At 59.9% G+C, this 26,662-nt stretch carries 26 protein-coding genes; 8 read left to right on the plus strand and 18 right to left on the minus strand.

The features are described 5' to 3' along the window. The first annotated feature begins 56 nt into the window (after positions 1-56). The 3 genes from EI291_RS09920 to EI291_RS09930 all read left to right on the plus strand — a co-directional run bounded on the left by EI291_RS09920 (position 57) and on the right by EI291_RS09930 (position 3,560). Positions 57-980 (plus strand): alpha/beta hydrolase, encoded by a 924-nt coding sequence (locus EI291_RS09920; protein ID WP_125419661.1) that lies wholly within the window; start codon positions 57-59, stop codon positions 978-980. Positions 981-1,187: 207 nt separating this feature from the next. Further along, positions 1,188-1,679, plus strand: coding sequence for a phasin family protein (locus EI291_RS09925; protein WP_125419662.1), 492 nt, complete (start codon positions 1,188-1,190; stop codon positions 1,677-1,679). A gap of 192 nt (positions 1,680-1,871) precedes the next feature. After that, a complete protein-coding gene (locus EI291_RS09930; RefSeq protein ID WP_125419663.1) occupies positions 1,872-3,560 on the plus strand; it encodes an ABC1 kinase family protein in 1,689 nt (562 codons plus the stop codon). 51 nt (positions 3,561-3,611) lie between these two features. Here EI291_RS09930 and EI291_RS09935 read toward each other — a convergent pair whose 3' ends face one another. Continuing rightward, positions 3,612-4,097 carry a nuclear transport factor 2 family protein gene (locus tag EI291_RS09935; protein WP_125419664.1) on the minus strand — a complete coding sequence of 162 codons (486 nt, stop codon included), beginning with the start codon at positions 4,095-4,097 and terminating at the stop codon, positions 3,612-3,614. 347 nt (positions 4,098-4,444) lie between these two features. Here EI291_RS09935 and EI291_RS09940 point away from each other — a divergent pair, with 347 nt between their 5' ends. Continuing rightward, complete coding sequence (locus tag EI291_RS09940) at positions 4,445-5,512, plus strand: hypothetical protein (protein ID WP_125419665.1); 1,068 nt, start codon at positions 4,445-4,447, stop codon at positions 5,510-5,512. Between the two features lie 4 nt (positions 5,513-5,516). On the opposite strand, the gene EI291_RS09945 is transcribed toward EI291_RS09940, so the two are convergent. The 3 genes from EI291_RS09945 to hppD all read right to left on the minus strand — a co-directional run bounded on the left by EI291_RS09945 (position 5,517) and on the right by hppD (position 9,263). Continuing rightward, positions 5,517-6,050, minus strand: coding sequence for a hypothetical protein (locus EI291_RS09945; protein ID WP_125419666.1), 534 nt, complete (start codon positions 6,048-6,050; stop codon positions 5,517-5,519). Between the two features lie 110 nt (positions 6,051-6,160). After that, positions 6,161-7,897: a phospho-sugar mutase gene (locus EI291_RS09950; RefSeq protein WP_125419667.1), complete on the minus strand. Its 1,737-nt coding sequence runs from the start codon at positions 7,895-7,897 to the stop codon at positions 6,161-6,163. Between the two features lie 232 nt (positions 7,898-8,129). Beyond that, positions 8,130-9,263, minus strand: a complete 1,134-nt coding sequence (gene hppD, locus EI291_RS09955) for a 4-hydroxyphenylpyruvate dioxygenase (RefSeq protein ID WP_205701588.1) — start codon at positions 9,261-9,263, stop codon at positions 8,130-8,132. Between the two features lie 200 nt (positions 9,264-9,463). On the opposite strand from hppD, the gene EI291_RS09960 reads away from it, so the two are divergent. The 3 genes from EI291_RS09960 to EI291_RS09970 all read left to right on the plus strand — a co-directional run bounded on the left by EI291_RS09960 (position 9,464) and on the right by EI291_RS09970 (position 11,228). Beyond that, the gene (locus tag EI291_RS09960) at positions 9,464-9,850 is read left to right on the plus strand and encodes a hypothetical protein (RefSeq protein WP_125419668.1); all 387 of its coding nucleotides are present in this window, start codon (positions 9,464-9,466) and stop codon (positions 9,848-9,850) included. 113 nt (positions 9,851-9,963) lie between these two features. Beyond that, complete coding sequence (locus tag EI291_RS09965) at positions 9,964-10,311, plus strand: DUF952 domain-containing protein (RefSeq protein ID WP_125419669.1); 348 nt, start codon at positions 9,964-9,966, stop codon at positions 10,309-10,311. 98 nt (positions 10,312-10,409) lie between these two features. Beyond that, positions 10,410-11,228, plus strand: a complete 819-nt coding sequence (locus EI291_RS09970) for a hypothetical protein (protein WP_125419670.1) — start codon at positions 10,410-10,412, stop codon at positions 11,226-11,228. Positions 11,229-11,282: 54 nt separating this feature from the next. On the opposite strand, the gene EI291_RS09975 is transcribed toward EI291_RS09970, so the two are convergent. The 12 genes from EI291_RS09975 to EI291_RS10030 all read right to left on the minus strand — a co-directional run bounded on the left by EI291_RS09975 (position 11,283) and on the right by EI291_RS10030 (position 23,808). Then, entirely contained in the window at positions 11,283-11,807 is a 525-nt protein-coding gene (locus tag EI291_RS09975) for a DUF2911 domain-containing protein (protein ID WP_125419671.1), read from the minus strand. Between the two features lie 103 nt (positions 11,808-11,910). Then, entirely contained in the window at positions 11,911-13,839 is a 1,929-nt protein-coding gene (locus tag EI291_RS09980; protein ID WP_125419672.1) for an ABC-F family ATP-binding cassette domain-containing protein, read from the minus strand. Positions 13,840-13,962: 123 nt separating this feature from the next. After that, the gene (locus tag EI291_RS09985; protein ID WP_125419673.1) at positions 13,963-14,196 is read right to left on the minus strand and encodes a hypothetical protein; all 234 of its coding nucleotides are present in this window, start codon (positions 14,194-14,196) and stop codon (positions 13,963-13,965) included. 205 nt (positions 14,197-14,401) lie between these two features. Next, positions 14,402-15,082: a type 1 glutamine amidotransferase domain-containing protein gene (locus EI291_RS09990; protein ID WP_125419674.1), complete on the minus strand. Its 681-nt coding sequence runs from the start codon at positions 15,080-15,082 to the stop codon at positions 14,402-14,404. A gap of 50 nt (positions 15,083-15,132) precedes the next feature. Beyond that, the gene (locus EI291_RS09995) at positions 15,133-15,441 is read right to left on the minus strand and encodes a putative quinol monooxygenase (protein ID WP_125419675.1); all 309 of its coding nucleotides are present in this window, start codon (positions 15,439-15,441) and stop codon (positions 15,133-15,135) included. 44 nt (positions 15,442-15,485) lie between these two features. Continuing rightward, positions 15,486-16,481: an NADP-dependent oxidoreductase gene (locus EI291_RS10000; RefSeq protein WP_125419676.1), complete on the minus strand. Its 996-nt coding sequence runs from the start codon at positions 16,479-16,481 to the stop codon at positions 15,486-15,488. A gap of 150 nt (positions 16,482-16,631) precedes the next feature. Further along, positions 16,632-17,069 (minus strand): organic hydroperoxide resistance protein, encoded by a 438-nt coding sequence (locus EI291_RS10005; protein WP_125419677.1) that lies wholly within the window; start codon positions 17,067-17,069, stop codon positions 16,632-16,634. 42 nt (positions 17,070-17,111) lie between these two features. Continuing rightward, on the minus strand, positions 17,112-17,567 hold the full coding sequence (locus EI291_RS10010; RefSeq protein ID WP_125419678.1) for a MarR family winged helix-turn-helix transcriptional regulator: 456 nt from the start codon (positions 17,565-17,567) through the stop codon (positions 17,112-17,114). A gap of 168 nt (positions 17,568-17,735) precedes the next feature. Beyond that, on the minus strand, positions 17,736-18,035 hold the full coding sequence (locus EI291_RS10015; RefSeq protein WP_125419679.1) for a rhodanese-like domain-containing protein: 300 nt from the start codon (positions 18,033-18,035) through the stop codon (positions 17,736-17,738). An 86-nt stretch (positions 18,036-18,121) separates the two neighbouring features. Then, a complete protein-coding gene (locus EI291_RS10020; protein WP_125419680.1) occupies positions 18,122-19,984 on the minus strand; it encodes a T9SS type A sorting domain-containing protein in 1,863 nt (620 codons plus the stop codon). Positions 19,985-20,105: 121 nt separating this feature from the next. After that, positions 20,106-20,891 carry a PASTA domain-containing protein gene (locus tag EI291_RS10025; protein WP_125419681.1) on the minus strand — a complete coding sequence of 262 codons (786 nt, stop codon included), beginning with the start codon at positions 20,889-20,891 and terminating at the stop codon, positions 20,106-20,108. 151 nt (positions 20,892-21,042) lie between these two features. Beyond that, complete coding sequence (locus EI291_RS10030; RefSeq protein WP_125419682.1) at positions 21,043-23,808, minus strand: D-alanine--D-alanine ligase family protein; 2,766 nt, start codon at positions 23,806-23,808, stop codon at positions 21,043-21,045. Positions 23,809-24,048: 240 nt separating this feature from the next. Between EI291_RS10030 and EI291_RS10035 the strand changes: the two genes are divergently transcribed. After that, positions 24,049-25,233 carry a phosphoglycerate kinase gene (locus EI291_RS10035; protein WP_125419683.1) on the plus strand — a complete coding sequence of 395 codons (1,185 nt, stop codon included), beginning with the start codon at positions 24,049-24,051 and terminating at the stop codon, positions 25,231-25,233. 81 nt (positions 25,234-25,314) lie between these two features. Here the strand turns inward: EI291_RS10035 and EI291_RS10040 are convergent, their stop codons facing one another. Together EI291_RS10040 and EI291_RS10045 are read right to left on the minus strand one after the other, a co-directional pair. Beyond that, the gene (locus EI291_RS10040) at positions 25,315-25,962 is read right to left on the minus strand and encodes a hypothetical protein (protein WP_125419684.1); all 648 of its coding nucleotides are present in this window, start codon (positions 25,960-25,962) and stop codon (positions 25,315-25,317) included. Positions 25,963-25,991: 29 nt separating this feature from the next. After that, complete coding sequence (locus tag EI291_RS10045) at positions 25,992-26,642, minus strand: hypothetical protein (protein WP_125419685.1); 651 nt, start codon at positions 26,640-26,642, stop codon at positions 25,992-25,994. Positions 26,643-26,662: the final 20 nt, after the last annotated feature.

Genomic DNA, 26,662 nt, shown 5'->3' on the forward strand with positions numbered 1-26,662 from the left:
CTCCTGCTGGCTTCTCCGCTCTTCGTCCGCTCCCCCGTCTGCCAATAATTCCCACAATGCCCTCCACCCAACACCTGCTGTTAAAGCAGTTACTGACGGCTGCTACCGGCCCTTTGGCCCGGCGGCGGCCCCGCCTGCCCGCCATGCGGCTGGCATTTGAGTTGCTTTCCTTCGGGCAACTGATGCCCTGGAACGTATTCATGGAGGATGCATCCGTGGACGGTATGCCCGCCGAGTGGGTGCGCCCCGCCGGCGCCGATGCCAGCCGGGTAATCCTGTACTTACACGGGGGCGGCTACGTGCTGGGCTCCCTCAACACGCACCGGGCGCTGGTGGGCACACTGGCCCAGCGCTGCGGCGTTACAGCCCTGGCCATCAACTACCGCAAAGCGCCCGAGTACCCATTTCCGGCGGCCCTCGAAGATGCCCTGCTGGCCTACCGCTGGCTGCTGGCCCAGGGCTACGCGTCCCATAATATTATGGTAGCCGGTGATTCGGCCGGGGGCGGGCTGGCGTTGTCGCTGCTGGTGGCCCTGCGGGATGGGGGCGAGGCCCTGCCCGCCGCTGCCATCGGTCTGTCTCCCTGGACTGACCTGATGCTCCCCTCGGGGCTGATGCGCCGGGTGTGCCAGGAGGAAAGCCAGGTGCTGGAAGCCCTGGAAATCCGGGGCTGGGGGCCGTTGTACGCCTCCGCTACTGCCCTCACGCACCCGCTGGTGTCGCCGGTGCACGCCCGGCTGCACGGCTTACCGCCTTTGCTTATTCAGATTTCCAACGCCGAGGTACTGGGTGATGATGTGCAGCGCTTCGCCGAAAAGGCCCGCGCCGCCGGCACGCCCGTTACGCTGCAGGTATTCGATGGGCTGGTGCACTGGTGGCATCTGTTCTGGCGCTTCCTGCCCGAAGCCCGCACCGCACTTGACCAGGTAGCCGTATTCACGGCAGAAATATGGGGGCAGACAGCCGCCAAAGCTGCCTGATGGCCGCATATTTCTGCCCAAACACTTCTGCTGAACGAGAACTTGCTGAATGAGAGAACAAAAAATTACACTCATCTTCAACTATATAGCAGTGTTTTCGTAGGTTTGCTGAAAGTAGTAGGCTTGCATACTACTTTGCTGGTCAGGTGCCCTCCTGCTTAGCTATTTATTCCATTCTCACCCCTTTACCTTTAACTCTTCAGCCGTATGGAAGATCTGTTTAAGAAGTTTATCAACGCCGGCGTAGGCTTCGCATCCCTGACCAGTGACCGGGTGCAGAAAAGCATCGACGCGCTGGTGAAAGAAAGCAAGCTGTCGGAGCAGGAAGGCGCCAAAATCATGGACGACCTGAAGAAAAACACCGATGCCAAGCGCAAAGAGCTGGAAAAGCAGGCCCAGGGCCTGGCCGCCCGTTTGCTGAAAACGGTAGGCGTTGCACCCAACTCCGAGGTGGAGGAACTGAAGCGCACCGTGAAAGGTGGTAAAGCCACGCCCGCATCGGCCCCCAAAAAAGCTGCTGCCCCTAAAGCCGCCGCCAAGCCCGCTTCCAGTGCCACCAGCAAAGCCGCCGGTGCCGTGAAGAAAGCGGCGGATGCCACCAGCGCCGCTGCCAGCAAAACGCAAAAATCGGCCGCTGCCAAAGCCGGGGCTGCTAAAAAGGAAAGCACTGGCACTGCCTCATCTGAGAGCAACGCCTAGTATTACCTTGCGCATAAAAAAAGCTCCGTCCGTAACCTAGCGGACGGAGCTTTTTTATGCGCTTATTTCGCAGATTGAGAAAGATTTCAAGTATCCGTAGCTGCTGCGCCGCAGTTACAGCAACTATCAGGCAGTAAACGTCCGGCCAACAGAATCTGCGAAATCTGCTCAATCCGCCTAAATCCGTGCTTCATGTTTAAAAACACCATTTCCAACCTCACGCGCATCCGGCAGGTAGCCGAGGTGCTGATCCGTTACGGGTTTGAGGATGTGGTGACGAGTACGGCTTTGCGGCGGCTGGTGCCCCAGAGTCGGCGCCGCTCCTGGCAGGAAGGCGAGCAGGCAGTGTTTGAAACCACCCGCTGGCAGCGCATCCGCATGATAATTGAGGAACTGGGCCCCACCTTCATCAAGCTGGCCCAGGCCCTGAGCAACCGCGCCGATTTGCTGCCCGAGGCGCTGATTGATGAGTTTGAGAAGCTGCAGAGCAACGTGCCGCCTTTCCCGGTGGCCCAGGCCCGACAGATTATTGAGCAGGAAATGGGCCGGCCGCTGGAGGAAGTGTTTGCAGAGTTTGATGAGGTGCCATTGGGCTCGGCCAGCATCGGGCAGGTGCACGGTGCCCGCCTGCTCACGGGCGAGCAGGTGGTGGTGAAGGTGCAGCGACCCGACGTGCAGGAAAAAGTACGCACCGACCTGAGTCTGCTGCACGAGCTGGTCAGGCTTACGGCCAACTTCCTGCGCCGCCAGGGCCTGAGTAATCCCCAGGATATTGTGGACGCCTTTGAGCGGAGTATGATGAAGGAGTTGGACTACACCTCCGAAGCCCGCTCAATGGAGCAGTTCCGCAAGCTCTACGAGGATTACAGCAGCTTCTATATTCCCAAGCCGTATCGTGAACTGAGCACCAACCGCATCCTAGTGATTGAGTACGTGAGTGGCTGTAAAATCACCGATAAGCCGCAACTGCTGGAGTGGGGGCTGAGCCCCGAGAAGGTGGCCGAAACCGGCATGGATATCTACCTGACTCAAATTTTCGAGTTTGGGGCCTTCCACGCCGACCCGCACCCCGGCAACGTGCTGGTGCGCCCCGATGGTACCTTGGTACTCATTGATTTCGGGATGGTGGGCCGCCTCACGCGCCAGCAGAAGTATGCTTTTGCGGGGGTGTTCATTGGCATGGCCCGGCAGGATGCCCGCAGTATGGCCCTGAACTTCCGCCGGCTGGCCATTACCTCCGAAATTCCCGACATGCGCGCCTTTGAGGCCGACCTCAGCCAGCTGATTGAGGATTTCGCTTTGCTCGACGTGAAGGAAATGAGCATGTCGGATCTGGCCGATGCGCTGCAGAATATCATTTACCGCTACAAGCTACAGGTGCCCGGGGCCGTGTTCCTGATTCTGCGGGCCCTGGTGATTCTGGAGGGCATTGGCAAGGTGCTGCACCCGCGCTTCAACACCTTCGAGTTTGTGCGGCCGTATGGCGCGCGCATCATCGGGGAGCAGTATTCCATGGAAAACATCCAGAGTGAGGCGCTGTATACCGGCACGCAGCTGCTGGCGCTGCTGCAAACCCTGCCCGGTGACATCCGTCAGATTATGCGCAAAATATCCCGCGGGGATTTACGCGTGCGGGTAGAGCTGAGCGGCTACCAGCTGCTGCTGCGCAAAGCCGACCAGCTGGTAAGCCGTAGTATCCTGGCGGCCATTACGGTGGCCGTTATCCTGTTTGCAGGGCTGAGTCTGCTGGGTCGTTACTCGCCGGCTATGCCCTATTACAGCGGGCTGCCGGCCGTTACGTGGTGGAGCCTTTCGGTAGCGGCGTTTTTGGTGTTGCTGCTGTTGCTGCTGGATGGTCGCCGGGATAAGCGCCGGGAATAGTTGGGCAGGTTACCCCGGCGGCGCATCCGTTGCGCACCGGAAGGAGCGTATTCATTTAGTGGCTACTGCCACCGGGCCCACCCGTACCGATTGACTATCGACCACTACCCAGCGTCCCTCACGGCGCACCAGCACGTGCATCCGGCGGTATTCGCCACTGACGTCTTTCCCGTCTTCGGTTCCGGCAGTCGTGATGTTGTGCCGAATGACGGCCATATCCGGCCCGTACAGGCGTATGCTGTACTCGCTGGGCTGATTGGAAGTGGTTTTGGATTTGCCCGATTCCATGTCTTTCATCATCTCGGCTTTGGTAGCTACCATGCCGTCGGCCTCGGTAAACAGGCAGTCATCGGCCACAAGGTTTTTTACAAAAGTCATGTCGTTATTCACCGTTGCGGTGGCCCAGTCTTTATCAAGCTGGATAAGCTCCGCCTTTATTTTTTCGGCATTGACGGGCATTTTGCCAGCGGCTTTTTGCTGGGCTACTGCCGCAGTAAAGCCGCAGATGAGCAGAAGTGAACACAGGGCGCGTTTCATAAGACAAAGGGGTTAGGTATAGCACCGCACGCATCCTGAAACAACAACACAACGCCACAGCACTCTCTGAATATAGTAAAAATTTTATATAAAGCCCGAGTGGTCGGGCTAACGTCATGCCGTCATGACTGCTTGGCGTTGTAATTAGCTGACAACAGAATTTATTTGAATCTGATATTTATGTGATAATGTGTTGGTATTTAATGTGTTTTAGTGTTTTTGATTTGTTTTGTAAAGTCTGAGCTTGAGGACTTTTGTCGCCAAGGAATAGAGGAGGTCAGTTGCATAAAGCACAACTTGCCCTGGCTTACCACTGACAGGTGAGCTGTACTAAAAGGACGAGTTTTATGCATCTGCTGCCTGCTGCCCCGTTAAGTCGCTTTGCGGCTATCCTGCTTCTGAGTCTGTTCGGGCTAGCTGCCCAGGCCCAAACCTCCGACGGCCAGGAAACCTACGAAACCCAGAAGCGGCTGAGTGTGGGCGTGACCAAATACGCCGAGGCCCGGGCAGCCCTCACCGGTTTCATCCGGCAGCGGGCGGTGCGGGTGCAGAAGCAGGAGGAAACCCCCGAGCAGCTTACGGCCGAATTTAGCCTGCCTACCCGCGAAATTCCCCGCCTCGATTCTATGGCGGCGGCGTTGGGTTATGTGCTCGAGAATAATCTTAATGCCCGCAACCTGGGCACGCGCGTGCAGGAGTTGCAGGCGGAGGAGCAGACTACTGCTGCCCGGCTAACCAGCACGCAGGCCCGCCTGCGTAGTGAGAAACTCGGCAACGAAGAGCGAGTAGCCTTACAAAGCGAAGCGGAGCGCTACGAAACCCAACTCCGGCAGGTGCGCCAGCAGCAGCAGCTGCTCAGCAGCCACCAGGGCCAGGCCTACGTGTCGCTCAGGCTGTTCGATGAAATCAGCTTCCCGACGGGTAACCGGCGCGTGAGCTTCGTAAACATGCCGGGCGTGGAATACGCCTATCTGCGGCTGGACAACCCCAAGGTAGGCCTCACCAGTCCGGCCTACCAGGGCTATGCCATCAAGTATTTGTTCACGCGTGGCAAGAGCTACTTCAACCTGGGCGTGTACAAGCCCACTACCACCAACAAAACGGATTCGGCTTTCGTGAATGAGCTGTTCGTCATCAACTTCGGGCAGGATTTTTACCCGCGCAACTTCGGGCGGGGCCGCCGCCGCTACCTCAACCTGTATACCAGCTACCAGGTGGGTGGCTTCATCCTGAACCGCAACGACGATAAGAAGAACGACTTCATCCCCAACCTGAACCTGGGCCTGGGCTTGGAGCTCGTCAAAACCCGCCACATTCTGCTCGATACCAAAGGCAGCTACTTCGTGCCCCTCAACAGCCGCAGCCGCGACCTGCGCGGGCTGCTCGGGCAGGCCTCGTTCAACTTTGTGTTTTAGAAGTTTAGTCGTTGTCTGGGTCGGCTTCCTGCAGTACTTCCTGCTGTTTATACTGATTTACGCTCACTACTTCAACTCCTAAAACTGTCCCCAGAAAATAGCCGGCTTTCAGGGCGTGAGTGTAGTTGGAGGTACTCATAACTACATCTGCCTGCTGACTATTGGGTATGGAAAGTAAAACGATAAAACGGCTATCCTTGGCAAGCTCGGTACCTCCACCACCACTGTCGCTGGATACTACGGCTATGTCGGAGAAATACCGAATAACGACGCGCTGAGTAGGAGGCAGCACCTGCCATGGTCCTGAGGTAAACCCCAATATCTGGCTGCCCAGCCGGTACCGCTTGCGCGCGGTATTCACCGACAAGCTTTGTGCTTGTGTGCCGGCTAATAAGGCCAGCAATATGCTGGGCACCGCCAGAACTGTAGTGTCATGGTACTGGCAGAATGCCGCCAAGGCTACAAATAACGCTGCCAAAAAATAGCTGGGAGAAGCAAGAACAAGCGTAACAACTGTCGTATTTCTATTTTTTTCCATTACGAGGTAGAGAGCTAGGGCACTATAGGTAGCGTTACATACAGATCTAAAAATAAGAAGCCTGAGCTGCACTAGCTCAGGCTTCTCTATATCCCTGTAATAGGGACAGGTTAGTTCAGTTGCATATCGTCGATGATGCGCTGAATTTTCTCACCGGCCAGCTTGTCGGCCAGATCGAAATCAACGGCGGATTTCAGGGGCTGGCGCACGCTGAAGTAAAACTTGATTTTGGGTTCGGTGCCGCTGGGGCGGGCCGAGATTTTGCTGCCGTCTTCCAGGATGAACTGGAGCACGTTGGAGCTTTCCAGGCCGGTTTCGGTTTCGAGGTTGGTGCGCAGGTCGCGGATGCGGCCGGTTTTGTAGTCGCGCAGCTCCACCACGGGCAGGCCGGCAATGGTGCGGGGCGGGTTGGCACGCAGTTCGGCCATCATTTCCTGGATTTCCTCAGCGCCGCGCTGGCCCTTTTTGGTCAGCGAAATCAGGTGCTCTTTGTAGAAGCCGTAGGTGCAGTACATCTGCACCATTTCCTGGTACAGGGTGCGGCCGTGGTCCTTGGCTACGGCGGCCATTTCGGCCAGCAGGGCACAGGCCGAAATAGCGTCCTTGTCGCGCACGAAGTCGCCAATCATGTAGCCGTAGCTTTCCTCACCGCCGCCGATGTAGTTCTGCTGGCCTTCCAGGTCGCGGATGATGCCGGCAATGTACTTGAAGCCGGTCAGCGTCTGATAGGCCTTTACGCCCTGGTGGCGGGCAATATCACCGAGCACGTCGCTGGTTACGATGGTGTAGACGATGAAATCCTGGTCGGTGGTTTTGCCGGCCTGGCTGCGGGCCGAGAGCAGGTAGTGCGTGAGCAGGGCAGCGGTTTGGTTGCCGTTTACCAGCACCCATTCGCCGTGGTTATTCTTCACGGCAATACCCACGCGGTCCGAGTCGGGGTCGGTGGCCAGCACCAGGTCAGCGTCGAGGGCTTTGGCTTGGTCGAGGGCCATCTGCATGGCTACTTTCTCCTCGGGGTTGGGCGACTGTACCGTGGGGAAGTTGCCGTCGGGCGTGGCCTGCGCCTCCACGATGTGCACATTGGTAAAGCCCAACTGCGCCAGCGCCTTGGGTACCATGGTAATGCCAGTGCCATGCAGCGGCGTGTATACAATTTTCAGGTCGTGCTGGCGCTCAATGGCGGCGGGGTTGATGCTCAGGGCCTTCACCTGAGCCAGGTAGGCCGCGTCCAGCTCTTCGCCAATCAGGTGAATGCGCGCGTTATCAGCCTCAAACTGCACGTCGGCTACCGACTGAATTGCTTCTACTTCCCGGATGATGTTCTTATCGTGGGGAGCTACCACCTGCGCCCCATCGTTCCAATACACCTTGAACCCGTTGTACTCTTTGGGATTGTGCGACGCCGTAACCACGCAGCCGCTCTGGCAGCCCAGGTGGCGAATGGCAAACGACAGCTCAGGCGTGGGCCGCAGGGCTTCAAACAGGTACACCGTAATGCCGTTGGCCGAGAAAATGGCCGATACCAGCTCCGCAAACAGCCGGCTGTTGTTGCGCGAGTCGTGGGCCACGGCCACCTTGATTTCCTGGCCCGGAAACGACTGCACCAGGTAGTTGCTCAGGCCCTGGGCGGCCATGCCCAGCGTGTAGCGGTTCATACGGTTGGAGCCCGCGCCCATAATACCGCGCAGCCCGCCCGTGCCAAACTCCAGGTTGCGGTAAAACGCATCCGAGAGGAAATCGTCCTGATTGCTGGCCAGCAGTTCCCGGATTTCGGCTTGCGTGGTGGCGTCGTAGCTGGGGGTGAGCCAGTTGTTGATTTTGGCGTGGATTTCGGGCGAGAGGGCCATACGAAAGTGCTTTGGGAGGGATAAACTGAGTTCAGAGAACGGGAGTAAAGAAAAGAGGTTTTCCCGTCATTGCGAGGACGCAGGACGAAGCAATCCGTCCTTTTTAGTGCTCGAAGCCCCAAAAAACGCAAAGCCCCTGACAACCTTGCGGGCGTCAGGGGCTTTGGAATAGGTCAGGACTTTGCGCCTTGGAAAGGAAGGATTGCTTCGCTCTGCTCGCAATGACAGTGGGCTACAGGTTGCCGCGCAGGGCCTGCTCCCGCTCAATGGCTTCGAACAGGGCTTTGAAGTTGCCTTTGCCGAACGACTTGGCCCCTTTGCGCTGGATGATTTCGTAGAACACGGTGGGGCGGTCTTCCACGGGCTTCGTGAAGATTTGCAGCAGGTAGCCTTCCTCGTCGCGGTCTACCAGCAGGTTCAGGTCGCGGATGCTGTCCAGGTCCTCGTCGATGTGGCCCACGCGGTCCAGCAGGTCGTCGTAGTAGGTGTTGGGCACCTGCAGGAACTCCACGCCCCGGCGGCGTAGCTCGGTTACCGTCTGGCGGATATCGTGGGTAATCAGGGCCATGTGCTGTACCCCGGGCGAGTGGTAGAAGTCGAGGTATTCCTCAATCTGGCTCTTTTTCTTGCCTTCGGCGGGCTCGTTGATGGGGAACTTCACGAAGCCGTTACCGTTGCTGACCACCTTGCTCATCAGGGCCGAGTACTCAGTGCTGATGTCGTCGTCGTCGAAGGTGATGAGGAGCTTAAAGCCCATCACGTCCTCGTAAAATTTCACCCACTGGTTCATTTCGCCCCAGCCCACGTTGCCCACGCAGTGGTCCACGTACTGCAGTCCCACGGGCGTACCCTGCGGAATGCCGCTGGTACGGGCCACAAAGCCGGGCAGGAAGGGGCCAGTGTAGTTGCTGCGCTCCACGAAGGTGTGGATGGTCTCGCCGTAGGTGTAAATGCCGGCCATCGTCACGGAGCCGTGCTCGTCCTCAATGGTGTAGGGCTCGAAGGCGGGCTTGGCGCCGCGCTTGGTGGTTTCCTCGAAGGACTTGCGGGCGTCGTCCACCCACAGGGCCATCACCTTCACACCGTCGCCATGCTGGGCCACGTGGCGGGTGATGTCGGAGTCGGGCAGGAGGGAGGTGGTGAGTACCAGCCGGATTTTGTTCTGCTGGAGCACGTAGCTGGCCCGGTCGCGCAGGCCGGTTTCGGGGCCGGCGTAGGCTACCAGCTCAAAGCCAAACGCGGCCTGGTAAAAATAGGCCGACTGCTTGGCGTTGCCCACGTAAAATTCCAGGTAGTCAGTGCCGTTGAGGGGCAGGAAGTCGTGGGCGGGGTGGGCCAGTACGGCCGGCGAGGTCATGGTTTCCATATGGAGTAGCTGGGGTGGCGGGTGGAAATATTGCTTGGGGTAAAAATACTGGTTTGGGCCAAATGATTCCCGCTGAAGGTCAACGATTCAGGAAAGGCAAGCCGAAACCCGTGCGGAAACGTATGTAGAGCGAAGCCGGAGGCGCGGGAAACTGCCGATTCCTCCCCACCTTTGCACCTTAACCTAATGCTTTAGCCAGTATGAATTCGGAAGAGCTGAACCGCGCCCTGGTGGCCCTCATCGAGAAGAAAGCCGAGCTGCACAAGCTCACCTATGACGATGCCCGCTACGACGACGTAGAGGAAGAGCTGCACGACCTCGAAGACGATTTCAACGACGAATACGGCGCTTTCCTGGAAGCCGCCCTGGAAAAAGTACACAACGACCTGGGCTCCGACACCGACGTGCTGCTGCCCACGGCCTACCTGCCGGCCAACACCAGCGGTACGCCCACACCCAAGGAAGGCGTCTGGATTGATTCCGAGAAATACTCCGGCAAAGAAGCCCGCCTCACCCTGGTGCCCAACCCCACGCGCCTGGTACTCACGGTTGGCAAAGCCGTGCAGCAAGAAGTGTGGAAAGCCTAATGAAGAATTAAAAATTGAGAATTATGAATTAAAAATTGGCTGTTGGCATGTGGTAACTCCTTTCGTAACAGGTCAGTTTTTAATTTATAATTCTCAATTTTTAATTACCGCATATGCTCTACCGCATTGCCCAGCCCGCCGATTGGCACCGGGCGCAGGAAACCGACTTTTTTGAAAGCGCCGATCTGGAGGCCGAGGGCTTTATTCATGCTTCTGAGCTGGCCCAGGTGCTGGAAACGGCCCGGCTATACTACCGGGCCAGCCCCGGGGCCGTGCTGCTGGAAGTAGAGGAAACCGCCCTGGAATCTGCCGGAATACGGGTGGAGCGGGAGTGGGCCGAGCGGCGCCAGGCCTATTTCCCGCACGTATTTGGGCGCATTCCGCTGACGGCTATCCGGCGCTCCTGGCCCTTCCCGGTGGCCGATGATGGCGCCGTCCAGCTTCCTGCCGAAATAAACTGAGCAGAGTTGGAACTATTCTTGCAGAAACGCCATAAGCGGCCGGATCAGTGGTTGGTCCGGCCGCTTTTTCTATCCTCCCATCCCGTTATCTAGCTCCGATGCTTACTTCTACACGATTATTATTCAGTGTAATAGCCGGAGGGCTGGCCCTGCTCTTATCCGCCTGCGGGGCCAGCACTTTCCTAGCCGTGGAGCCGGCCCGCTCCAACGGGCCCTGGGTGAACGGGCACCCCACCAGCGTCGTCAGCCACCCCGATAGTGTGTACGTGCGGGCTGGCTTTATTCGGGCCGATGACAACGAGCTGGTGTTTGAGGTGGCCTACCTGAACTACTCCGATAAGCCCATCCTCATTGCCCCTGAAACCTTTTACTACATGGCTGTGCCCGATACCTTAACCGACAGCACCCGCGTGCCGGCGCAGTTCTTCGAGGCCCGCCGCCTGGCCGCCAACCCGGAGGTGCGGCTGGGCCAGCTGCAAGCCAGGCTGAAGGAGCAGGAGCGCAAGGCCGATAACGTGAGCTGGTTTGAAATCCTGACCAGCGCGGCCAACTTGGTTGAGGACGTATCCAGCATCAAGAAAAAGGAAACCGACCAGCAGGTAGTGGAGCGCGAAGCCCGCCACCAAAGCGACCAGGCCTACTTCGACAACCAACGCCTCGACCACGCCGAACAGGCCGACCACCTCTACACCCAGGCCACAGCACTGGAAGCCGTAGTGCTCCGCAACAACACCCTGGCCCCCGGTCAGGGAATGCGCGGGCAGGTATTCTTTCCGCGCATGGACGTGGCGCGCAAGCTGCGCGTGGTGGTATTCTTCGATGAGCGGCCGGTTCAGTTCACGTTTAACCAAACGCTGCGGGGCACGCGGCAATACCAGCCCGCCTCCACCGCCGTAGCCCAGACGCAACCCCACTAACGCACAAAAGCCAGCAGACACGTCCGCTGGCTTTTGTAGGCTCCTGTTAGCCGGTTATTTCAGGGTAATCAATGCTTCCTGGTTTTCCCAGCGCAGCACCAGGCCCTGGGGCGTCACCTCGTACACCAGCCGCTCGGCCATGCTGGCGGCTTTGCGTGGGGTTACCGGCACGCGAAGGGCGTCCTGCTTCTCATCGTACTTGAAAGCGCCCCACTGCTTGGCGGTTTTATTGAAGATGATGGTCCACTGCTTCTCGGTGGGAAGTACGAACAGGGCATAGGTACCGGCGGCCAGGGTTTTGCCTTCCACGGTCAGGGGCTGGTCGGTGGTGAAGGTGGTGGCCTCATTGGCCCCGGCCCGCCACACCTGGCCGTAGGGCACCAGCCCACCCCAAATGGCGCGGCCTTTCACGGCGGGGCTGCTGTAGGCAACGGTTACGGTGGCTTTACCGATTTTGCCCGTGGCGGTAGCCGCCGGGCTGGGTTTTTCCTTGGCGGCATCCTGCGCCTGGCTGTGGCCAGCCCAAAGGATACCCATTACCAACAGCAGTAGCACGCGGAAAAGACGGAGGTTTCTCATGGTAGGGAAAGGAGAGTGGTGAAAAAAATACCCAGCCCCCGGGGAGGAGGCTGGGTAAATTACAAAGTCGGCATCAATTAGTTTAACTGGCCCAAAAGTACCGCTACACAAAGTCGGCCAGCTCCAGCCAGCGCATGCCTTTGTCGTCGAGGGCGGTTTCGGTGCGCTTCAGCTCGGCGGCCCAGTCGGCCAGCTCCTGGTGGGAGCCGGTGCCAGAGTTGAGCTTTTCGATAAGCTCCTCCTTGCGGATTTCCAGCTGGCTTATTTCCTTTTCCAGAGTTTCGTACTCCTTTTTCTCGGCGAAGGTGGCCTTGCGCTTGGGCGGGGCAGCAGGCGTGGGGGCGGCTACCGGCGCAGGGGCCGGGGCAGCGGCTACGGCCTTGGCAGCGGCGCGGGCGGCTTTGGCTTCCTTCTCGGCGGCTTCCAAAGCCGCTTCGGTTTCGCGCTCGGCCAGGTACTCGCGGTAGTCGGTGTAGTTGCCGGGGAAGTTGAGCACGGCCCCGCCGGGCTCCAGCACAAACAGGTGCTCGGCCAGCTGATCGAGGAAGTACCGGTCGTGGCTGACGATGAGCAGGCAGCCCGAGAAGTGCAGCAGGAAGTCTTCCAGAATGTTCAGCGTCCCGATGTCCAAGTCGTTGGTCGGTTCGTCGAGAATCAGGAAGTTGGGGTTTTTGATGAGCACGCGCAACAGCTGCAAACGGCGCTTTTCGCCCCCGCTCAGCTTGCTTACCAGCGTGTACTGCTGAGCCGGCGGAAACAGGAACAGGCTCAGGAATTGGCTGGCCGTGAGCACGTCGCCGTTGGCCAGCTCCACTACCTCGGCCACTTCCTTCACAATGTCAATTACGCGCTGCGAAGGGTCGAATTCTAGCTCCGTCTGGGTGTAGTACCCGAATACGGTGGTCTGGCCCACCTCCACGGTGCCGGAGTCGGGCTGGAGCTTGCCGGTGAGCATGTTCAGCAGCGTGGATTTGCCCGCGCCGTTGGGACCCACTAAGCCAATACGGTCCTTCTTCTTGAACACGTAACTGAAATCATCGAGCACCACGTTGTCGCCGAAGCGCTTGTTGAGGTGGCTGGCTTCGATGATTTTACCGCCCTGGCGGGTGGTTTTCACGCTCAGCTCCACCTGCTGCCTGCTCAGGTTGGTGCTGGCCTTTTCCTTGGTCACGTAGAAGGCGTCGATGCGGGCTTTCTGCTTGGTACCGCGGGCCTGGGGCATGCGGCGCATCCATTCCAGCTCCTTCTTGAACAGCTGGCGGGCCTTCTCCACCTCGGTGGCTTCGCGCATTTCCCGGTCGGCCTTCTTCTCCACGAAGTAGGCGTAGTTGCCCTGGTAGCGGTACATCTGGCCCTTGTCCAGCTCCACAATTTCGTTGGCCACCTTATCCAGGAAGTACCGGTCGTGGGTTACCATGAGCAGCGTCAGGTTCGGCGACGACAACCGGTTTTCCAGCCACTCAATGGTGGCCAGGTCCAGGTGGTTGGTGGGTTCGTCCAGCAACAGTACGTCGGGCTCCTCGATGAGCACGCGGGCCAGGGCCACGCGCTTGCGCTGCCCACCCGAGAGCATGCGGATGTTGCGGGTCAGCAGCTCGCCCAGGATGCCCAGCCGGCCCAGAATCTGCTGCACCTGCGCCTCGTAGTCCCAGGCATTGAGGGCGTCCATGCGCTCCATCACGCGCTGCAGGTCGTCGGGGTTGTGGTTGGGGTCGTTTACTACGTGCTCGTATTCCTTGATGGCCTTGAGCGTATCGTTCTGGCTGGCGAAGATGGTTTCCTCCACCGTCAGCGTTTCATCGAAGTCGGGGTTCTGGCCCAGGTAGGTTACCCGGATGCCCTTGCGCACGCTCACCTCGCCGGTGTCGGGCGGCTCAATGCCGGCCAGCACCTTCATGAGGGTGGTTTTACCGGTGCCGTTGATGCCCACAAAGGCCACGCGCTGGCCCTGCTGCAGACCAAAGTTCAGCTCCTTAAACAGCCAACGGTCAGCGTAATTTTTTCCGAGGTTCTCGGCAGATAGCAAATTCATGGTGCAAAGGTACACTGTGGTGAAATGGTGAGTTGGTGAATTGGTGAGTTTTATGTTCAATCTGCGTCCGCCACGCTAGCAAAACATCAAACTCACTAGTTCACCAACTCACTATTTCACCACTTATATCACCCGCACCAGGTCGCGGTTGGTGTCGTCGCGCAGAATTTCGAGGCCCCGGTAGGCCAGGGGGCGGCCGGTGTTGTGGGTCAGGTCGCCGCCGTCGGCGTGCAGGTGGGCCACGTCGAGGATGAGCTGGGTGTATTTTCGCTCGCCCAACTCAATGGCTACGGGGCGGCCACGGTGGGCATCGAAGGCCAGCAGGGCCGCGTCAATTTCCTTCAGAATCGTGCTCATAGCTCAGAAAGGGCAGTTCATCGGGAGGAAATATAGAGACTTGCGCGGATTTATTACCAGATAACCTCAACGGTACGCGCGCCGGTCCCAGCCTTCCACCGCGTTGGGGGAGCAGTGCCACCAGTAGTTCCCACCAACGACACCGCCCCGGCCGCTTCCGCAAGGGAAGCCGCCGGGGCGGGTACTGGGGAGGCGGTGCTCAGGCTTACTTCTTCAGCAGCTTCAGCAGGGCCTCAGCGGCCGGCTCCGAGGAAGCCGGGTTCTGGCCGGTAATCAGGTTGCCGGTTTGGGTGATATAGGGGGCCCAGTCGGCGCCTTTCGAGTAGTCACCACCGTTCTGCTTCAGCATGTCCTCCACCAGGAAGGGTACCACGTTGGTCAGCTGCACGGCTTCTTCCTCGGTGTTGGTGAAACCGGTTACCGATTTGCCTTTCACCAGCGGCTCGCCGTTGGCGTCCTTCACGTGGCGCAGCACGCCGGGGGCGTGGCACACGGCGGCTACGGGCTTACCGGCGGCGTAGAAGGTTTCGATCAGCTCAATCGACTTCTTGTCCTCGGCCAAATCCCACAGTGGGCCGTGGCCGCCGGGGTAAAACACGGCGTCGTAGTCGGCCGCCGATACGGAGTCGAGCTTCACCGTGCTGGCCAGGGCCTGCTGGGCGGCGGGGTCGGCTTTGAAGCGCTTGGTGGCGTCGGTCTGGGCGCTGGGGTCGTCGCTTTTGGGGTCGAGGGGGGGCTGGCCGCCCTGGGGCGAGGCCAGGGTCAGCTCGGCACCGGCATCCTTGAACACGTAGTAGGGCGCGGCAAATTCTTCCAGCCAGAAGCCGGTTTTGTGGCCCGTGTTGCCCAGTTGGTCGTGCGAGGTAAGCACCATCAGAATTTTCATGGGAATAGGTAGTTAAGGGTGAAACGGAAAAAACGGGTGAAACAAGGTGGTTAGGCCAGCAGCTGGTAGCGGCTTACGCGTCGCTCGGCCAGCAACGGCACAATCTGGGCCACCACTACCTGCTGAAAGTGGGCCGAGTCGCGGTGGGCCTGCAGGGCGGCTTCGTTGGCGTACTGCTCGTAAATGAAGAAGCGGGTAGCGTCGGCGGGGTCCTGGTGGGCAGTGTAGGCCAGGTTGCCGGGCTCCTGGGCCCGCACGGCCGCGGCTGCCTCTCCCAGGAGACGACGCACGGTGTCCTCGTGGCCCGGCTGCACGCGCCATTCGGCGGCCACGCAGATGATGTCGGCGGAAGTTGCCATAGGTGAAAAAGGAGGGGTGGAGTGAGAAATAAGAGCGGGGTGGTTTAGGCCACTTTCACAATGGCTTTGCCGGTATTATCCCCCTTAAACAGGCCCAGGAAGGCGGCCGGAATCTGGTCGAAGCCCTCGGTAATGGTTTCCTCAAACTGCAGTTTGCCCTGGCTGTACCACTCCGTGAGCTGCTTCACGCCCTCGGGCCACCGGGGCAGGTAGTCGCTCACAATGAAGCCCTGCAGCTTGGTGCTGGTTTTGAGTAGCTTGCCCTCGGGGCGCGGACCCACGGGCGCTTCGGTTTCGTTGTAAGTCGAAATCTGGCCGCAGAGGGCAATGCGGGCGTGCTTGTTGAGCAGGTCGTACACGGCATCGGTGATGGGGCCGCCCACGTTGTCGAAGTAGCAATCCACACCGTTGGGCGCGGCGGCGGCCAGGGCAGCCGGAACGTCGGCGGTTTTATAGTTGAAGGCCTCATCGAAGCCCAGCTGCTTCAGGTAGGCCACCTTCTCGTCGGAGCCGGCCGTGCCGATTACGCGGGCACCCGCAATTTTGGCCAGCTGGCCCACCACCATACCTACCGCGCCAGCTGCGCCCGATACCACTACGGTTTCGCCCGGCTTGGGCTGGCAGATATCAAGCAGGCCGAAGTAGGCCGTGAGGCCGGGCATGCCCAGCAAACCCAGGAAGTAGCTGATGGGGGCCTTGTCGGCGGGTACTCGGTTGAGGCTGGCGGCCGGGTCCACGCTGTATTCCTGCCAGGGCAGGTTGCCCACCACAATGCTGCCCACCGGCAGGTTCTCGGCCTGACTTTCCACTACCTCGGCCACTACGCCGCCGGCAATGGGCTGGCCCACCTCAAACGGCGCCACGTACGATTTGGCGGCGCTCATGCGGCCCCGCATGTAGGGGTCGACGCTTACGTAGCGGGTTTTGAGCAGCACTTCGCCGGCCTGGAGCGCGGGCAGCTCGCGGGTTTCAAACTGAAACTGAGCCGCCGTGGGTGTGCCCTGCGGCCGGCTGGCCAGCAGAATGGTGTTGGTTTTCATAAGGAGCAGGAAAAGGAAGGGTGGAACCGTTTCGCGCACTGACGCGCAGAGCATATATAAGCTCAACGGTAAAAAAGATGGAGGGTTGAGTCCGGGCCGGCAAAGGATGCGGCAGCCCAGACTCAACCCTCCGGAAATCACTCAGGCAGCCTAGGCGGCGTTGGTGGTCGTCGTGAGGTTCACCTCAATGTTGCCGCGGGTAGCGCGCGAGTAGGGGCAGATGCCGTGGGCGGCTTCCACTAGCTGCTCGGCCTGCGCCTGCTCGAAGCCGGGCAGGTTCACGTGCAGGTCGGCCGAAATGCCGTAGCCGCCGTCCTCAGCCTTGCCGAAGCCGATGAGGGCTTCTACCGTTACGTCCTGCAGCTTCACGCCAGCCTGGCGGGCCGCTACGCCCAGCGCGCCCTCGAAGCAGGCAGCGTAGCCAGCGGCAAACAGCTGCTCGGGGTTGGTAGCGCCGGCTTTGCCGGGGCCGCCCATTTCCTTGGGCGTGCTCAGGGTGAGGTTCAGCACGTCGTTGCTGGTGGTGATGGCGCCGTCGCGGCCACCTTTGGCTTTGGCCTGAGCCGTAAATACTTTCTCGATTTTCATCTGAATGGGAAGAAAGAATGAAATGGTAAGGGAAAAGCTGAATTACCTCAGCCGGGTAAGCAATTGGGTGAGCTGGTCGCGCAGGGCTTCAAATTCGGCCTGGGGCATGCCCATTTTTTCAAACAGCTGCTCCGGAATTTTGCAGGCGGGCTGCTGCAACGCCGCTCCGGCCGGTAGCAGCCCGATGATAACGGACCGCTCGTCGCGCGGGTCGCGGCGGCGGCTGATGAGCTGGCGCTGCTCCAGACGCTTGAGCAGCGGAGTAAGCGTGCCGGAGTCGAGGGCCAGATGGTCGCCCAGCTCCTTCACCGTGCGTTCCTGGTGCTCCCACAGCAGCAACAACACCAAGTATTGTGGATAGGTTAGGTCAAACTCATCCAGCAAGGGTTGGTAGGCTTTGGTAATCATGCGCGACGCCGCATACAGCGGGAAGCACAACTGATTTTCCAGTTGCTGAAGCGGATTTGCAGACGGGGCAGAAGCCGAAGGCGCATTCATATAGACAAAGGAATGTTATTTGGTTGAATAAAATTCAATTGCTAGCAATTAAATTTTGATGATGAGCTATAAAATAACCTCTACGCACTAGAAAACAGGAGGTTATCAACGCAAAAAGCCGAATTGCGCAGGGCAATCCGGCTTTAAAATAGGCAGCGGCCAGCCAGGCTAGGCCTGCTGATAGCCCTGCATGCCACCAATCAGGTTGCGTACGTGGTCGAAGCCGTGCTGCACCAGAAAGGCTTTAGCGGAAGCCGAGCGGCCACCACCTTTGCAGTGCACCACAATTTCCTGATGCTTCAGATCCTCCAGGTCCTCCAGCTTGGTGGGCAGCTCGCCCAGCGGAATATTGCGGCTGCCATCAATGCGGCTTTCCTCATTTTCCCAGGTTTCGCGCACGTCGATGATAATGGGGGCGGTACCGTTGGCTTGGCGCTCTTTCAGCTCGGCGGAGGTGATGTCGTTCATAAGGGGCAAGGGCAAGATGAGGGTGGCAAAAAGGCCGGAATTGGCCGGGAGTGTAAGGTTACTAAGAAACCAACAAACTACGGATGCTAGAGTTGGGCTATGGCCAACCGCTTGGTAACCGTTTGCCCGTTGGGCAATACCAGGCGCACCAGGTACAATCCGGCCGGCAACGGTAGCTGCAGCGTGGGCCGGCCCGCCTCCGAAGCCGGTTGCTCCCACACCACGCGGCCCACGGCGTCCAGCACGCTGGCCCGGGCGTAACGGCCCTGCACCTGTACCTGTCCATTGGCAGTAGGGTTAGGATAGAGCTGATACTGCGCTGCTACCTCGGCCGGGGCGGCGGTGGCCGTTATTACGCCGGTGGTTACCGGCCGCAGCATCAGGGAGCCGGCCGGGTGGTAGTTGGTGGCCGTGGAAGCCGGACTCCAGGCACCCTGGGAGCTAATGAAAAAAGTGTTAGCTGGGGGAGTATTGTTCAGATCCAGCCCAAACTCAATAAACTGGGGCGTGGAGGCCTGCCCGTACCCTGCGTAAAACCGGCCGCTCACCGGCACCGGGCTATCAAACGGTATTTCCACGAACGGCTGGCCTGCCGGCAGCGTGGCCGGAATGGTAAAGCTCTTGGTGGCCTTGGGCGTGGCGGCCGGCTGCCCGTTGCCGTTGTCGTCCCAGATGTTTACGGAAATCGGCCGGCCCGCCGCCGTAATCAGCGTGGGGGCCAGCCGGATGGCCCGAATCTGGTCGGGGCGGTTCAGGTCAAAGCGCAGGGCCAGGTAGCTGGCCGGACCCGTGGAAGCGGGCGGCAGACTCACGGTTGCTTCGGCAGTGCCGTCGTCGTAGGCGTAGTAGTCGGTCAGGTCGGTTACCCGCGTGAGGGTATCGTTGGGCAGGGTGAGCGGGTTGGTTTCGTTGCTGAGCAGCACCACGCGCTGGCGCAGCTGCTTGGCCGCCGGCGTGGTAGGCACCGTAGCCAGGCGCGGGTTGCCGATGATGGGCTGCTGGCGCAGGCCGGCATCAAGGGAGCGGTTGCCCTGCAAAAATCGGTTGCTCCCGCCGCCCACCACGTCCAGGTAGCCTTCCCAGGAAATAGGCGTGGGGGCCGGGCCGGCGTCTAGGTTATTCATGCTGGTGGCGGTGCGGTCGTTCAGCTCCTGGGCGGCGTTCTGGTTGAACTGCGCCACGGGCATGGCCGAAAACCGCTTCAGGGCGCTGGGCAGGGGCTTGCTGAGGGCAATGTCGCGGAAGGTGGAGTCGGTGGCGGTGCGGTTCCGGTCGAGGCGCACGTAGTCCACGCTCCAGGCGTCGCGGTTGTTGTAGAGGTAGCCGCTTACCCGAAACCGGAACTGGAAATTGGGGTGCAGAAAAGCCGCCTGGTTGACGGGCAGGGCCTTGAAGCGGAAGTTGGTAGTATCGGCCGGGCTGCGCAGCTGCCACACCTGTTGCCACTGGTCACTGGCATCTTTAAAATCGACGTACAGGGCCACGGGCCGGGTGCCGCTGGCCGCCGGAGGGCCCGTAATGGTGCCGGCCTGCCAGAAAAAGCTCAGAAACAGGTTGCTGGCCGCAGTCTGGCCGCTCAGGTCGATGGGCTGCGACGTGAGCACGTCGGCGTCGCCGAGCTGCGAGACGCCGCCCCGCGGGTTGCCCTGCGCATCCAACCCATCCAGCGTAGCCACGCCCCGGCTGATGGGCCGGCGCGGAAACCGGTTGTTTACCAGCGTACCGCCGGCCGTTTCCCAGCGCTGCCCATCGGGCGTGCCTTCCTTCTGACGGGAAAAATCATCGAAAAACGGCAGACCCAGGGCCGTTGGGCGCTGAGCCGCGGCGGGTGTTGCCAGGGTATGCGGCGGCTCAGCCCCGAGGGGCTGCACCACCTGGGCCCGCCCCACGGCCGGAACCAGCCCGAGCAGCGTTGCGGTGCCCAGCAAAGAGCGTAACGAAAAAGTCATAGGGCAAGGTAAAGAATTAGCAGAGTGAGGCCAGCCGGGCCGCCTTCCCTCACGCCTGAATAGCACAAGAGGTTCGTTGTACGTCAACGAACCTCTTGCTGCTTCTATTTCAAGCGGATTTTTAGTCAACGGCTTTCACCGGCTCTTTACCCGCCACCCACAAATCCACGAGCTGGCCCATGCGGATGGTGGTGCCGGGCGTCGAGGCGGGCCGCTGCTTTACCACGGTGCCTTCCGTCTCGCCGTCCTGAGGCTCCTGGTAGAAGATTTCGCCCACCTGCAGGCCCTGGCCCACCAGCAGGGTGGTGGCCTCATCGGCGGGCATATTCACCAGGTTGGGCACTGGGAATTCCTGGTTGCCCAGGCCGTCGCCCACTTCCAGATCCACGCGGGTGCCTTTGGTGATGGAGGCGCCGGCGGCTATTTCCTTGCCGTTCACCAGCTGCTTCAGCACCGCATCCTTCTGGATGTTGGGCACGAATTTCAGCTGACCCACCACCAGGTCGTAGCTTTTCAGAATCATCTGGGCGTTTTTTACCGAGCCGTCCGTCAGCTTGGGCATCTTGATAACGGGCGGGTTTTTCATTGAAACCGACACGTAAATCTTGCGGCCTTCCTTCACCTTCTCGCCGGCTTTGGGCTCCTGGGTAAGCACCGTGCCGGGCCGGATGCCGGCGTCGTAGGTGCTGTCGTCCACAAAGTACGCCAGGTCCCGCTCATCCAGATAGTCCTCCAGGTCGGCCTGGTTCATGCCGGTAATTTTCGGTACCACAATGGTTTCGCCGTGGTTGGTGGTAACGGGCAGGTACACAAAGAAGAACCCGAACACCAGGGCCGCCGTGGCTACCAGAATAATTACCACGTGCTTAAGCAGGTCGGCCGGCGTATCGGAGCGAAAAAAGGACATAGTAGCGTAAGCTTTAGCTTGCGTAATCGACCCCGCAAACGAGGGCCGGAGGGGTGAAAAATAAACGGGTGGCGTACGTTGTAGCTCGCACCGGGAGCCGGCTACCCAGGTAACGCCCGGCGCAAGCTAAAGCTTGCGCCACGGTTTTCGGTTAGCTCAACTGCTTCTCCGTGCGCTGCTTGCCAAACTCCAGAATCCGGTCGATGAAGTCGTAGGGCGTGTAGCCGGCCAGGGCCGTCTGGTGGAAGATGCAGGTGGCGGGCGTCATGCCGGGCAAGGAGTTCACCTCGATGATGAGCACTTCCACGGCTCCGTTCTGGCGCACCCGCACAAACGCGTCGATGCGGGCGTACCCCTGAATATTCAGGATTTCGGCCACCCGGCGCAGCTCCTTTTTCACCTCCTCCGACACGCGCTGGCGCTCCGTGGGCTCAGTGGCGTAGCGGGCCGGAGTGATGTTCTGGCCTTCGCCGGCCAGAAACTTCTCCTCCAGGCTCAGCACCTCGCCGGTAGCCAGGGCCTCGGAGGCCTCAAATACCTCAATCTGTAGCTGACCATTGGCGTCCCAGTGGGTGAGCAGACCGCCGGTTACTTCCAGGAAGTGGGCGGCGCCGTCGCGGCTAATGAGGGTTTCCACCAGAAAGGCGTCCTTCTGCGGGAATTCCTCCTTGAAGCCCAGGCTGAGGGTGGTGGCGTCGGTTTCGTTCAGGTCTTCCTGGCTGCGGAAGATGAGGCGGGTGAAGGCCTCCAGCTCCGCCCGGTTCTTGATTTTCTTTACGGCCGAGGAGCAGCCGTCGTCGGCGGGCTTGGCAATGAAGGGGTAGGGGAACTGGGTTTCGAGGCTGCGGTAGAAGCTCTCGGCGTCGGCGTCCCACTCTAGGCGGCTGGCCATGCGGTGCTCGGCCACGCGCAGGCCGGCCTGGCGCAGGCGCCGGTTGGTTTCGAACTTGTTGATGGTGATGCTGGAGCTTTCCACGCCCGAGCCGTTGTAGGGCAGCCCGAATTTCTCCAGCTCCCGCTGCAGGGCCCCATCCTCGCCGGGGCGGCCGTGCAGGGCAATGAACACCTCATCCACCATGCCCGCCAGCTCCTCGAACGATACACGGCGCGGCTGGGCCGTGGGCTGCCCGGCGTAGGTGCTGGTGATGCCCTGGGCCTCGTGGCGGATGCGCTCCAGAATGGGGTGCAGCGCGTGTCCGGCCTCCAGGTACTCCACTTTCTCGCGGATGTCGTCGGCGTTGTCCTTCAGCATCACGTTGATGGGCAGCACGTACAGGCGGAATTCCTGGCTGTTGCCGGTCAGGAACACGGGCACCGGCTCGTACTTGACGCTGGAGCTGAGCTTCTCGTAGATATTCCGCCCGCTCTCCACCGAAATGTGTCGCTCCGAGGAGTAGCCGCCCATAATGACGGCCACTTTGGTGCGGGTACGCTCTTCGGAAGCCCGGGCCGCCACGGCCGCATCCAGCTGGGCCAGCAGGCCCGCCAGCTTCACCGGCCGCAGCCCGCCGCGCCGCCGCGCCGCCAACGAGGTGCGGATCAGGAACGTCAGGAACTGGCTGGGGTTGAGCCCGATTTCGGCCGCCTGGTGGAAGAAGAACGAAGCCGGCAGCATGCCCGAGGTGGTGTTCGGGTCATTGAGGAACAGCTTGCCATCGGGGCCGATGAAGCCGTCGAGGCGGGCGTATACCTGAAAGCCGAACGTGCGGAACATTTCCTCACAGGCTTCCCGGATGCGCTGAATATCGGCTTCGGGTAAATCAATGGGCGTGACTTTGCGGGAGAGGCCGGGCAGGTACTTCGAGCGGTAGTCGAACATTTCCTCGCCCTTCACAATCTCCGTGGGCGGCAAAGCCAGCGGCTGGCCGTCGGCGTCCTCCACCACAATGCAGGAAAACTCGCGGCCCTGCACGAAGCTCTCCACCAGCACCTGGGTTTCGCCTTCCACGCTGGTCAGGCGCACGGCTTCGGCCGTGGCCAGGTGCGCATCCAGGGCGCGCAATAGCTCCTCGGGCTGATAAATCAGTTGCGAGTTGTCTGTTGTCCGTTGCCCGTTGGGGACAGTGGCTGGCTCGTTTGAAACCGGCACCTCAGAACCGGCAACTGGCAACTCCAATACCACCGGCAGGCCAATTCCGTCGCGGATGTCCACCAGCTGCTGCAGCCACACGGTTTTCTGCTGCTGCGACAGTGCCTGCCACTCCGTTTGGGTTACGGTTTTGCGGAACAGGCTGCGTTCCACGGCGGTGGCAAATTTGGCTACATCGGCTTCGCGCAGGATGCTGATGCCGATGCTGCTGCCCTGGCGCGGGGCCTTGAACACCAGCGGCAGGCCCAGCTCGCGCACCAGGTAGTCGAGGGTAGCCTGCGGGTCGGCCGCGTCCCACTCTTCGGCCGTGATGAGGCGGAAGTCGGGCGTGGGGCGGTTCAGGGCTTTGAGCAGCTTCTTCTGGGCAATCTTATCAATGCCGAAGGCCGAGGGCAGGATGCCGGAGCCTGAGTACGGAATGCCGTACCACTCCAGCAGGCCCTGAATGGCACCGTCCTCGCCGGCCGGGCCGTGCAGGGCCAGGAAGGCGAAGTCGATAAGGCCGGCCAGCTCCCGGGGCTCCACCCGGCGGCCCACTTCCGCAATAATGCGGTCCTGCTCCTCCAGGTTCAGCTCGCCCAGGCTCTCGAAGTACATCTGCACCGGCAGCTCCGTGCGCGGCAGCGCCGACACGGGCGGGTAAAAGTCCCGGATGGTGCCTTTGTAGATGTATTCCCAGTTGAGCAGGATGAAGTTGCCACGGCTGTCCACAAACACGGGCACAGCCTCAAACAGGGACTTATCCAGATTATCGTACACGGTGCGGCCGCCCGCGAAGCTGATTTCCCGCTCGCGCGACGGGCCACCGAAGAAGATGCCAATTTTCATATCGGGGGCAAAGGTAGTATTTCAAGAGGTGAGGATGGAATAGGGCGTCTGGTGAAAACAAGCCCGTCATTCCAAGCGGAGCGTGGAATCTCGCGTGCTGAGGTTGTAATGCTATTCAGACATCAGCACGCGAGATTCCTCGCTCCGCTCGGAATGACGTTCTGGCCTCCTTATCCGTTCCTTTACCCTCTCATTCCCCCATTACCTATCTTCGCCCCAGCCAAACCCATTTCCTGTTCCATGAAAACGCTCGATCAATACAACTTCGCCGGCAAGCGCGCCGTGGTGCGCGTAGATTTCAACGTGCCGCTGGATAAAAGCTTCGCCATTACCGACGATACCCGCATCCGGGCCGCTACGCCCACTATTAAGAAGATCCTGCAGGATGGCGGCTCGGTGGTGCTGCTCTCACACCTGGGCCGGCCCAAAGGTGGCCCCGAGGATAAATACTCGCTCAAGCACATTGTAGCCCGCCTGAGCCAGGAGTACGGCCAGGAAATACAGTTCGCCGACGACGCCCTGCAGGCCGAGGACAAAGCCCAGGCTTTGCAGCCCGGCCAGATTCTGCTGGTGGAAAACGTGCGCTTCTACGCCGAGGAAGAAAAAGGCAACGCCGAATTTGCCGCCAAGCTGGCCAAACTCGGCGACGTGTACGTGAACGATGCCTTCGGTGCGGCCCACCGTAAGCACGCTTCCACCGCCGTTATTGCCGACTCGTTTGCCGCCGAGGACCGCGTAGGCGGCTACCTGCTGCAGGGCGAGCTGGACAACGCCAAAAAGGTGCTGGAGCAGGCCGAGCGCCCATTCACCGCCATCATGGGCGGGGCCAAGATTTCCGACAAAATCCTCATCATCGAGAAGCTGCTCGATAAAGTAGACAACCTGCTCATCGGCGGCGGCATGGCCTACACGTTTGCCAAGGCCCAGGGCGGTGAAATCGGTAACTCGCTGCTGGAGGCCGATAAAATGGACCTGGCCCTGGAGCTCATCGAAAAGGCCAAAGCCAAAGGCGTGAACCTGGTGCTGCCCACCGACAGCCTCATTGCCGATAAATTTGCCAACGACGCCGCCACACAGGTAGCGCCCAACAACCAGATTCCGGAAGGCTGGATGGGCCTCGACCTGGGCCCCGAGTCCATTAAGGCGTTCAGCGAGGTGGTGCGCAACTCCAAAACCATCCTCTGGAACGGCCCGATGGGTGTGTTCGAAATGAGCAACTTCGCCAAAGGCACCGAAACCGTAGCCCAGGCCATTGCCGATGCCACCCAGCAAGGCGCCTTCAGCCTCATCGGCGGCGGCGACTCGGCCGCAGCGGTTAACCAGCTCGGCTTCTCGGAGCAGGTAAGCTACATCAGCACCGGCGGCGGCGCTTTACTGGAGTACATGGAAGGCAAAGAGCTGCCCGGCGTAACCGCGCTGGGGTAGGGTTATAAGTCAGCGCATTTATATCACTATAAAAGCCCACGTACAGGTTATGTCCGTGGGCTTTTATAGTGTTTTGCAGGGCTAGTTGGCAGAAGGGGCAAGTCCGTATTCGTCTCCCAGAATATTCTCTGCTCCGAAAAAACGGCCAAGCAATCGGGTTTTCAACTGATCAAACTGAGTATTGTTGATTGCTCCAAGACTCCGTAACCACTCAAGGCGGGCTAGTTGAGGCTCAGCTGGCAACAGAGGGTCAACTACGGCATACTGCCTGCGCATATACAAGATGGTATGGTCGCGCAGGGCGTTGGCGAAATCGTAAAGCGCGGCTTTATTACGAGGGCTGTGGAACAGTGCGATATTGCCCCGCCCGGTCGTAATCAGAAAATCATGGCGCCAGATCTGCAGAATATAGGCTCCTAACCCCAGGAAAATACCGAGTAGAATCAACAGAAGCCATGTAGCTGATTCCCGTTGGTTGGGTTGAGTTACCAGTGTGTAGCAGGCTTTACCACACCCGAAACCGAGAAAAATCTCAATTAACAGTAGTCGAAACGGAACAAAGTGATGATGGCCAACTCCAATTGGTAATAGTTCCTCGTAGGGAATGTCAACGGCTGTCTGTTGAAAGAAGCGCTTCTCTTCAATGCGCAGGTTGTTCTCCTGCATGGTGAGCTTGGTAAAGCCGATAAGCGGATAAGTCTGATTGATCTGCCGAGTAGGAGTAGTCATAAAGTGCTCGATAAGACAGCAAAAATAGTCTAATTCAGATACGGCGTTTCCAGGTCCTGGCCCATGAGTTTCACCGGATCGAGGGAAAGGCGACCGGTGAGGCGGGTGCTGAGGGTACGGTATTCCTGCTCCGAAAGCACCTTCAGCTGCCGCAGCCAATGCAGGCGATGCAGCTGCAGCTCAATGTGGCCGAGCGGATTTACGGTGGCGTATTCCTCGCGCAGGTAGGCGTGGGCCCGTAGCTGCATGGCATCAATAAAAGTGGTAAGGGCAGCGCGGTTCCGGGGGGCATCGTGAAAAGCCAGGTGGATGCGGTTGGTGGTAAGCAGCACACGGCGGCCACGGTAGCGGCGCACCAGCACTACTGCTGCCAGTCCCAGCAGAAAGCCGCCGCAGGCTACCCACAGTTCCGTAGGCAGCGGGTTCTTGTTCTGCAGCAGCCGGCTGATACCCTGCACTAGCACCCAAACAGCTACCCAGGTTCCGGCCGGTGGCATCCGCAGCGGGTCGGGCCTCTGGTGTTCCAGGGTTACCGGCAGCAGCTCTTCGTAAGGAATTTCGGTTTCCAGCCGGGCCGCCCCGCGGCGCGGACCCTGGCTGACGTACAGCCCATTTGGGCCGAGAACCAGCCGTGTAGAGCCTCGCAGGAAATGATGTTGAGAGAATTGAGGAACCGTCATGCACAAATGCCAGCCGCGGG

The sequence above is a fragment of the Hymenobacter rigui genome (assembly GCF_003944715.1).
In the GTDB taxonomy this organism is placed as follows: domain Bacteria; phylum Bacteroidota; class Bacteroidia; order Cytophagales; family Hymenobacteraceae; genus Hymenobacter; species Hymenobacter rigui.

Excerpts from the sequence above, each read along its gene's own strand:
- EI291_RS10045 (WP_125419685.1), bottom strand. The coding sequence starts at position 26,642 with ATGACGGTTCCTCAATTCTCTCAACATCATTTCCTGCGAGGCTCTACA.
- hppD (WP_205701588.1), bottom strand. The coding sequence starts at position 9,263 with ATGGAAACCATGACCTCGCCGGCCGTACTGGCCCACCCCGCCCACGAC.
- EI291_RS10000 (WP_125419676.1), bottom strand. The coding sequence starts at position 16,481 with ATGAAAACCAACACCATTCTGCTGGCCAGCCGGCCGCAGGGCACACCC.
- EI291_RS09960 (WP_125419668.1), top strand. The coding sequence starts at position 9,464 with ATGAATTCGGAAGAGCTGAACCGCGCCCTGGTGGCCCTCATCGAGAAG.
- EI291_RS09920 (WP_125419661.1), top strand. The coding sequence starts at position 57 with ATGCCCTCCACCCAACACCTGCTGTTAAAGCAGTTACTGACGGCTGCT.
- EI291_RS10015 (WP_125419679.1), bottom strand. The coding sequence starts at position 18,035 with ATGAACGACATCACCTCCGCCGAGCTGAAAGAGCGCCAAGCCAACGGT.
- EI291_RS09980 (WP_125419672.1), bottom strand. The coding sequence starts at position 13,839 with ATGAATTTGCTATCTGCCGAGAACCTCGGAAAAAATTACGCTGACCGT.
- EI291_RS09925 (WP_125419662.1), top strand. The coding sequence starts at position 1,188 with ATGGAAGATCTGTTTAAGAAGTTTATCAACGCCGGCGTAGGCTTCGCA.
- EI291_RS09965 (WP_125419669.1), top strand. The coding sequence starts at position 9,964 with ATGCTCTACCGCATTGCCCAGCCCGCCGATTGGCACCGGGCGCAGGAA.
- EI291_RS09935 (WP_125419664.1), bottom strand. The coding sequence starts at position 4,097 with ATGAAACGCGCCCTGTGTTCACTTCTGCTCATCTGCGGCTTTACTGCG.
- EI291_RS09995 (WP_125419675.1), bottom strand. The coding sequence starts at position 15,441 with ATGGCAACTTCCGCCGACATCATCTGCGTGGCCGCCGAATGGCGCGTG.
- EI291_RS10025 (WP_125419681.1), bottom strand. The coding sequence starts at position 20,891 with ATGTCCTTTTTTCGCTCCGATACGCCGGCCGACCTGCTTAAGCACGTG.
- EI291_RS09990 (WP_125419674.1), bottom strand. The coding sequence starts at position 15,082 with ATGAAAATTCTGATGGTGCTTACCTCGCACGACCAACTGGGCAACACG.
- EI291_RS09940 (WP_125419665.1), top strand. The coding sequence starts at position 4,445 with ATGCATCTGCTGCCTGCTGCCCCGTTAAGTCGCTTTGCGGCTATCCTG.
- EI291_RS09945 (WP_125419666.1), bottom strand. The coding sequence starts at position 6,050 with ATGGAAAAAAATAGAAATACGACAGTTGTTACGCTTGTTCTTGCTTCT.
- EI291_RS09930 (WP_125419663.1), top strand. The coding sequence starts at position 1,872 with ATGTTTAAAAACACCATTTCCAACCTCACGCGCATCCGGCAGGTAGCC.
- EI291_RS09970 (WP_125419670.1), top strand. The coding sequence starts at position 10,410 with ATGCTTACTTCTACACGATTATTATTCAGTGTAATAGCCGGAGGGCTG.
- EI291_RS10005 (WP_125419677.1), bottom strand. The coding sequence starts at position 17,069 with ATGAAAATCGAGAAAGTATTTACGGCTCAGGCCAAAGCCAAAGGTGGC.
- EI291_RS10040 (WP_125419684.1), bottom strand. The coding sequence starts at position 25,962 with ATGACTACTCCTACTCGGCAGATCAATCAGACTTATCCGCTTATCGGC.
- EI291_RS09985 (WP_125419673.1), bottom strand. The coding sequence starts at position 14,196 with ATGAGCACGATTCTGAAGGAAATTGACGCGGCCCTGCTGGCCTTCGAT.
- EI291_RS10020 (WP_125419680.1), bottom strand. The coding sequence starts at position 19,984 with ATGACTTTTTCGTTACGCTCTTTGCTGGGCACCGCAACGCTGCTCGGG.
- EI291_RS10010 (WP_125419678.1), bottom strand. The coding sequence starts at position 17,567 with ATGAATGCGCCTTCGGCTTCTGCCCCGTCTGCAAATCCGCTTCAGCAA.
- EI291_RS09975 (WP_125419671.1), bottom strand. The coding sequence starts at position 11,807 with ATGAGAAACCTCCGTCTTTTCCGCGTGCTACTGCTGTTGGTAATGGGT.
- EI291_RS09950 (WP_125419667.1), bottom strand. The coding sequence starts at position 7,897 with ATGGCCCTCTCGCCCGAAATCCACGCCAAAATCAACAACTGGCTCACC.
- EI291_RS10030 (WP_125419682.1), bottom strand. The coding sequence starts at position 23,808 with ATGAAAATTGGCATCTTCTTCGGTGGCCCGTCGCGCGAGCGGGAAATC.
- EI291_RS10035 (WP_125419683.1), top strand. The coding sequence starts at position 24,049 with ATGAAAACGCTCGATCAATACAACTTCGCCGGCAAGCGCGCCGTGGTG.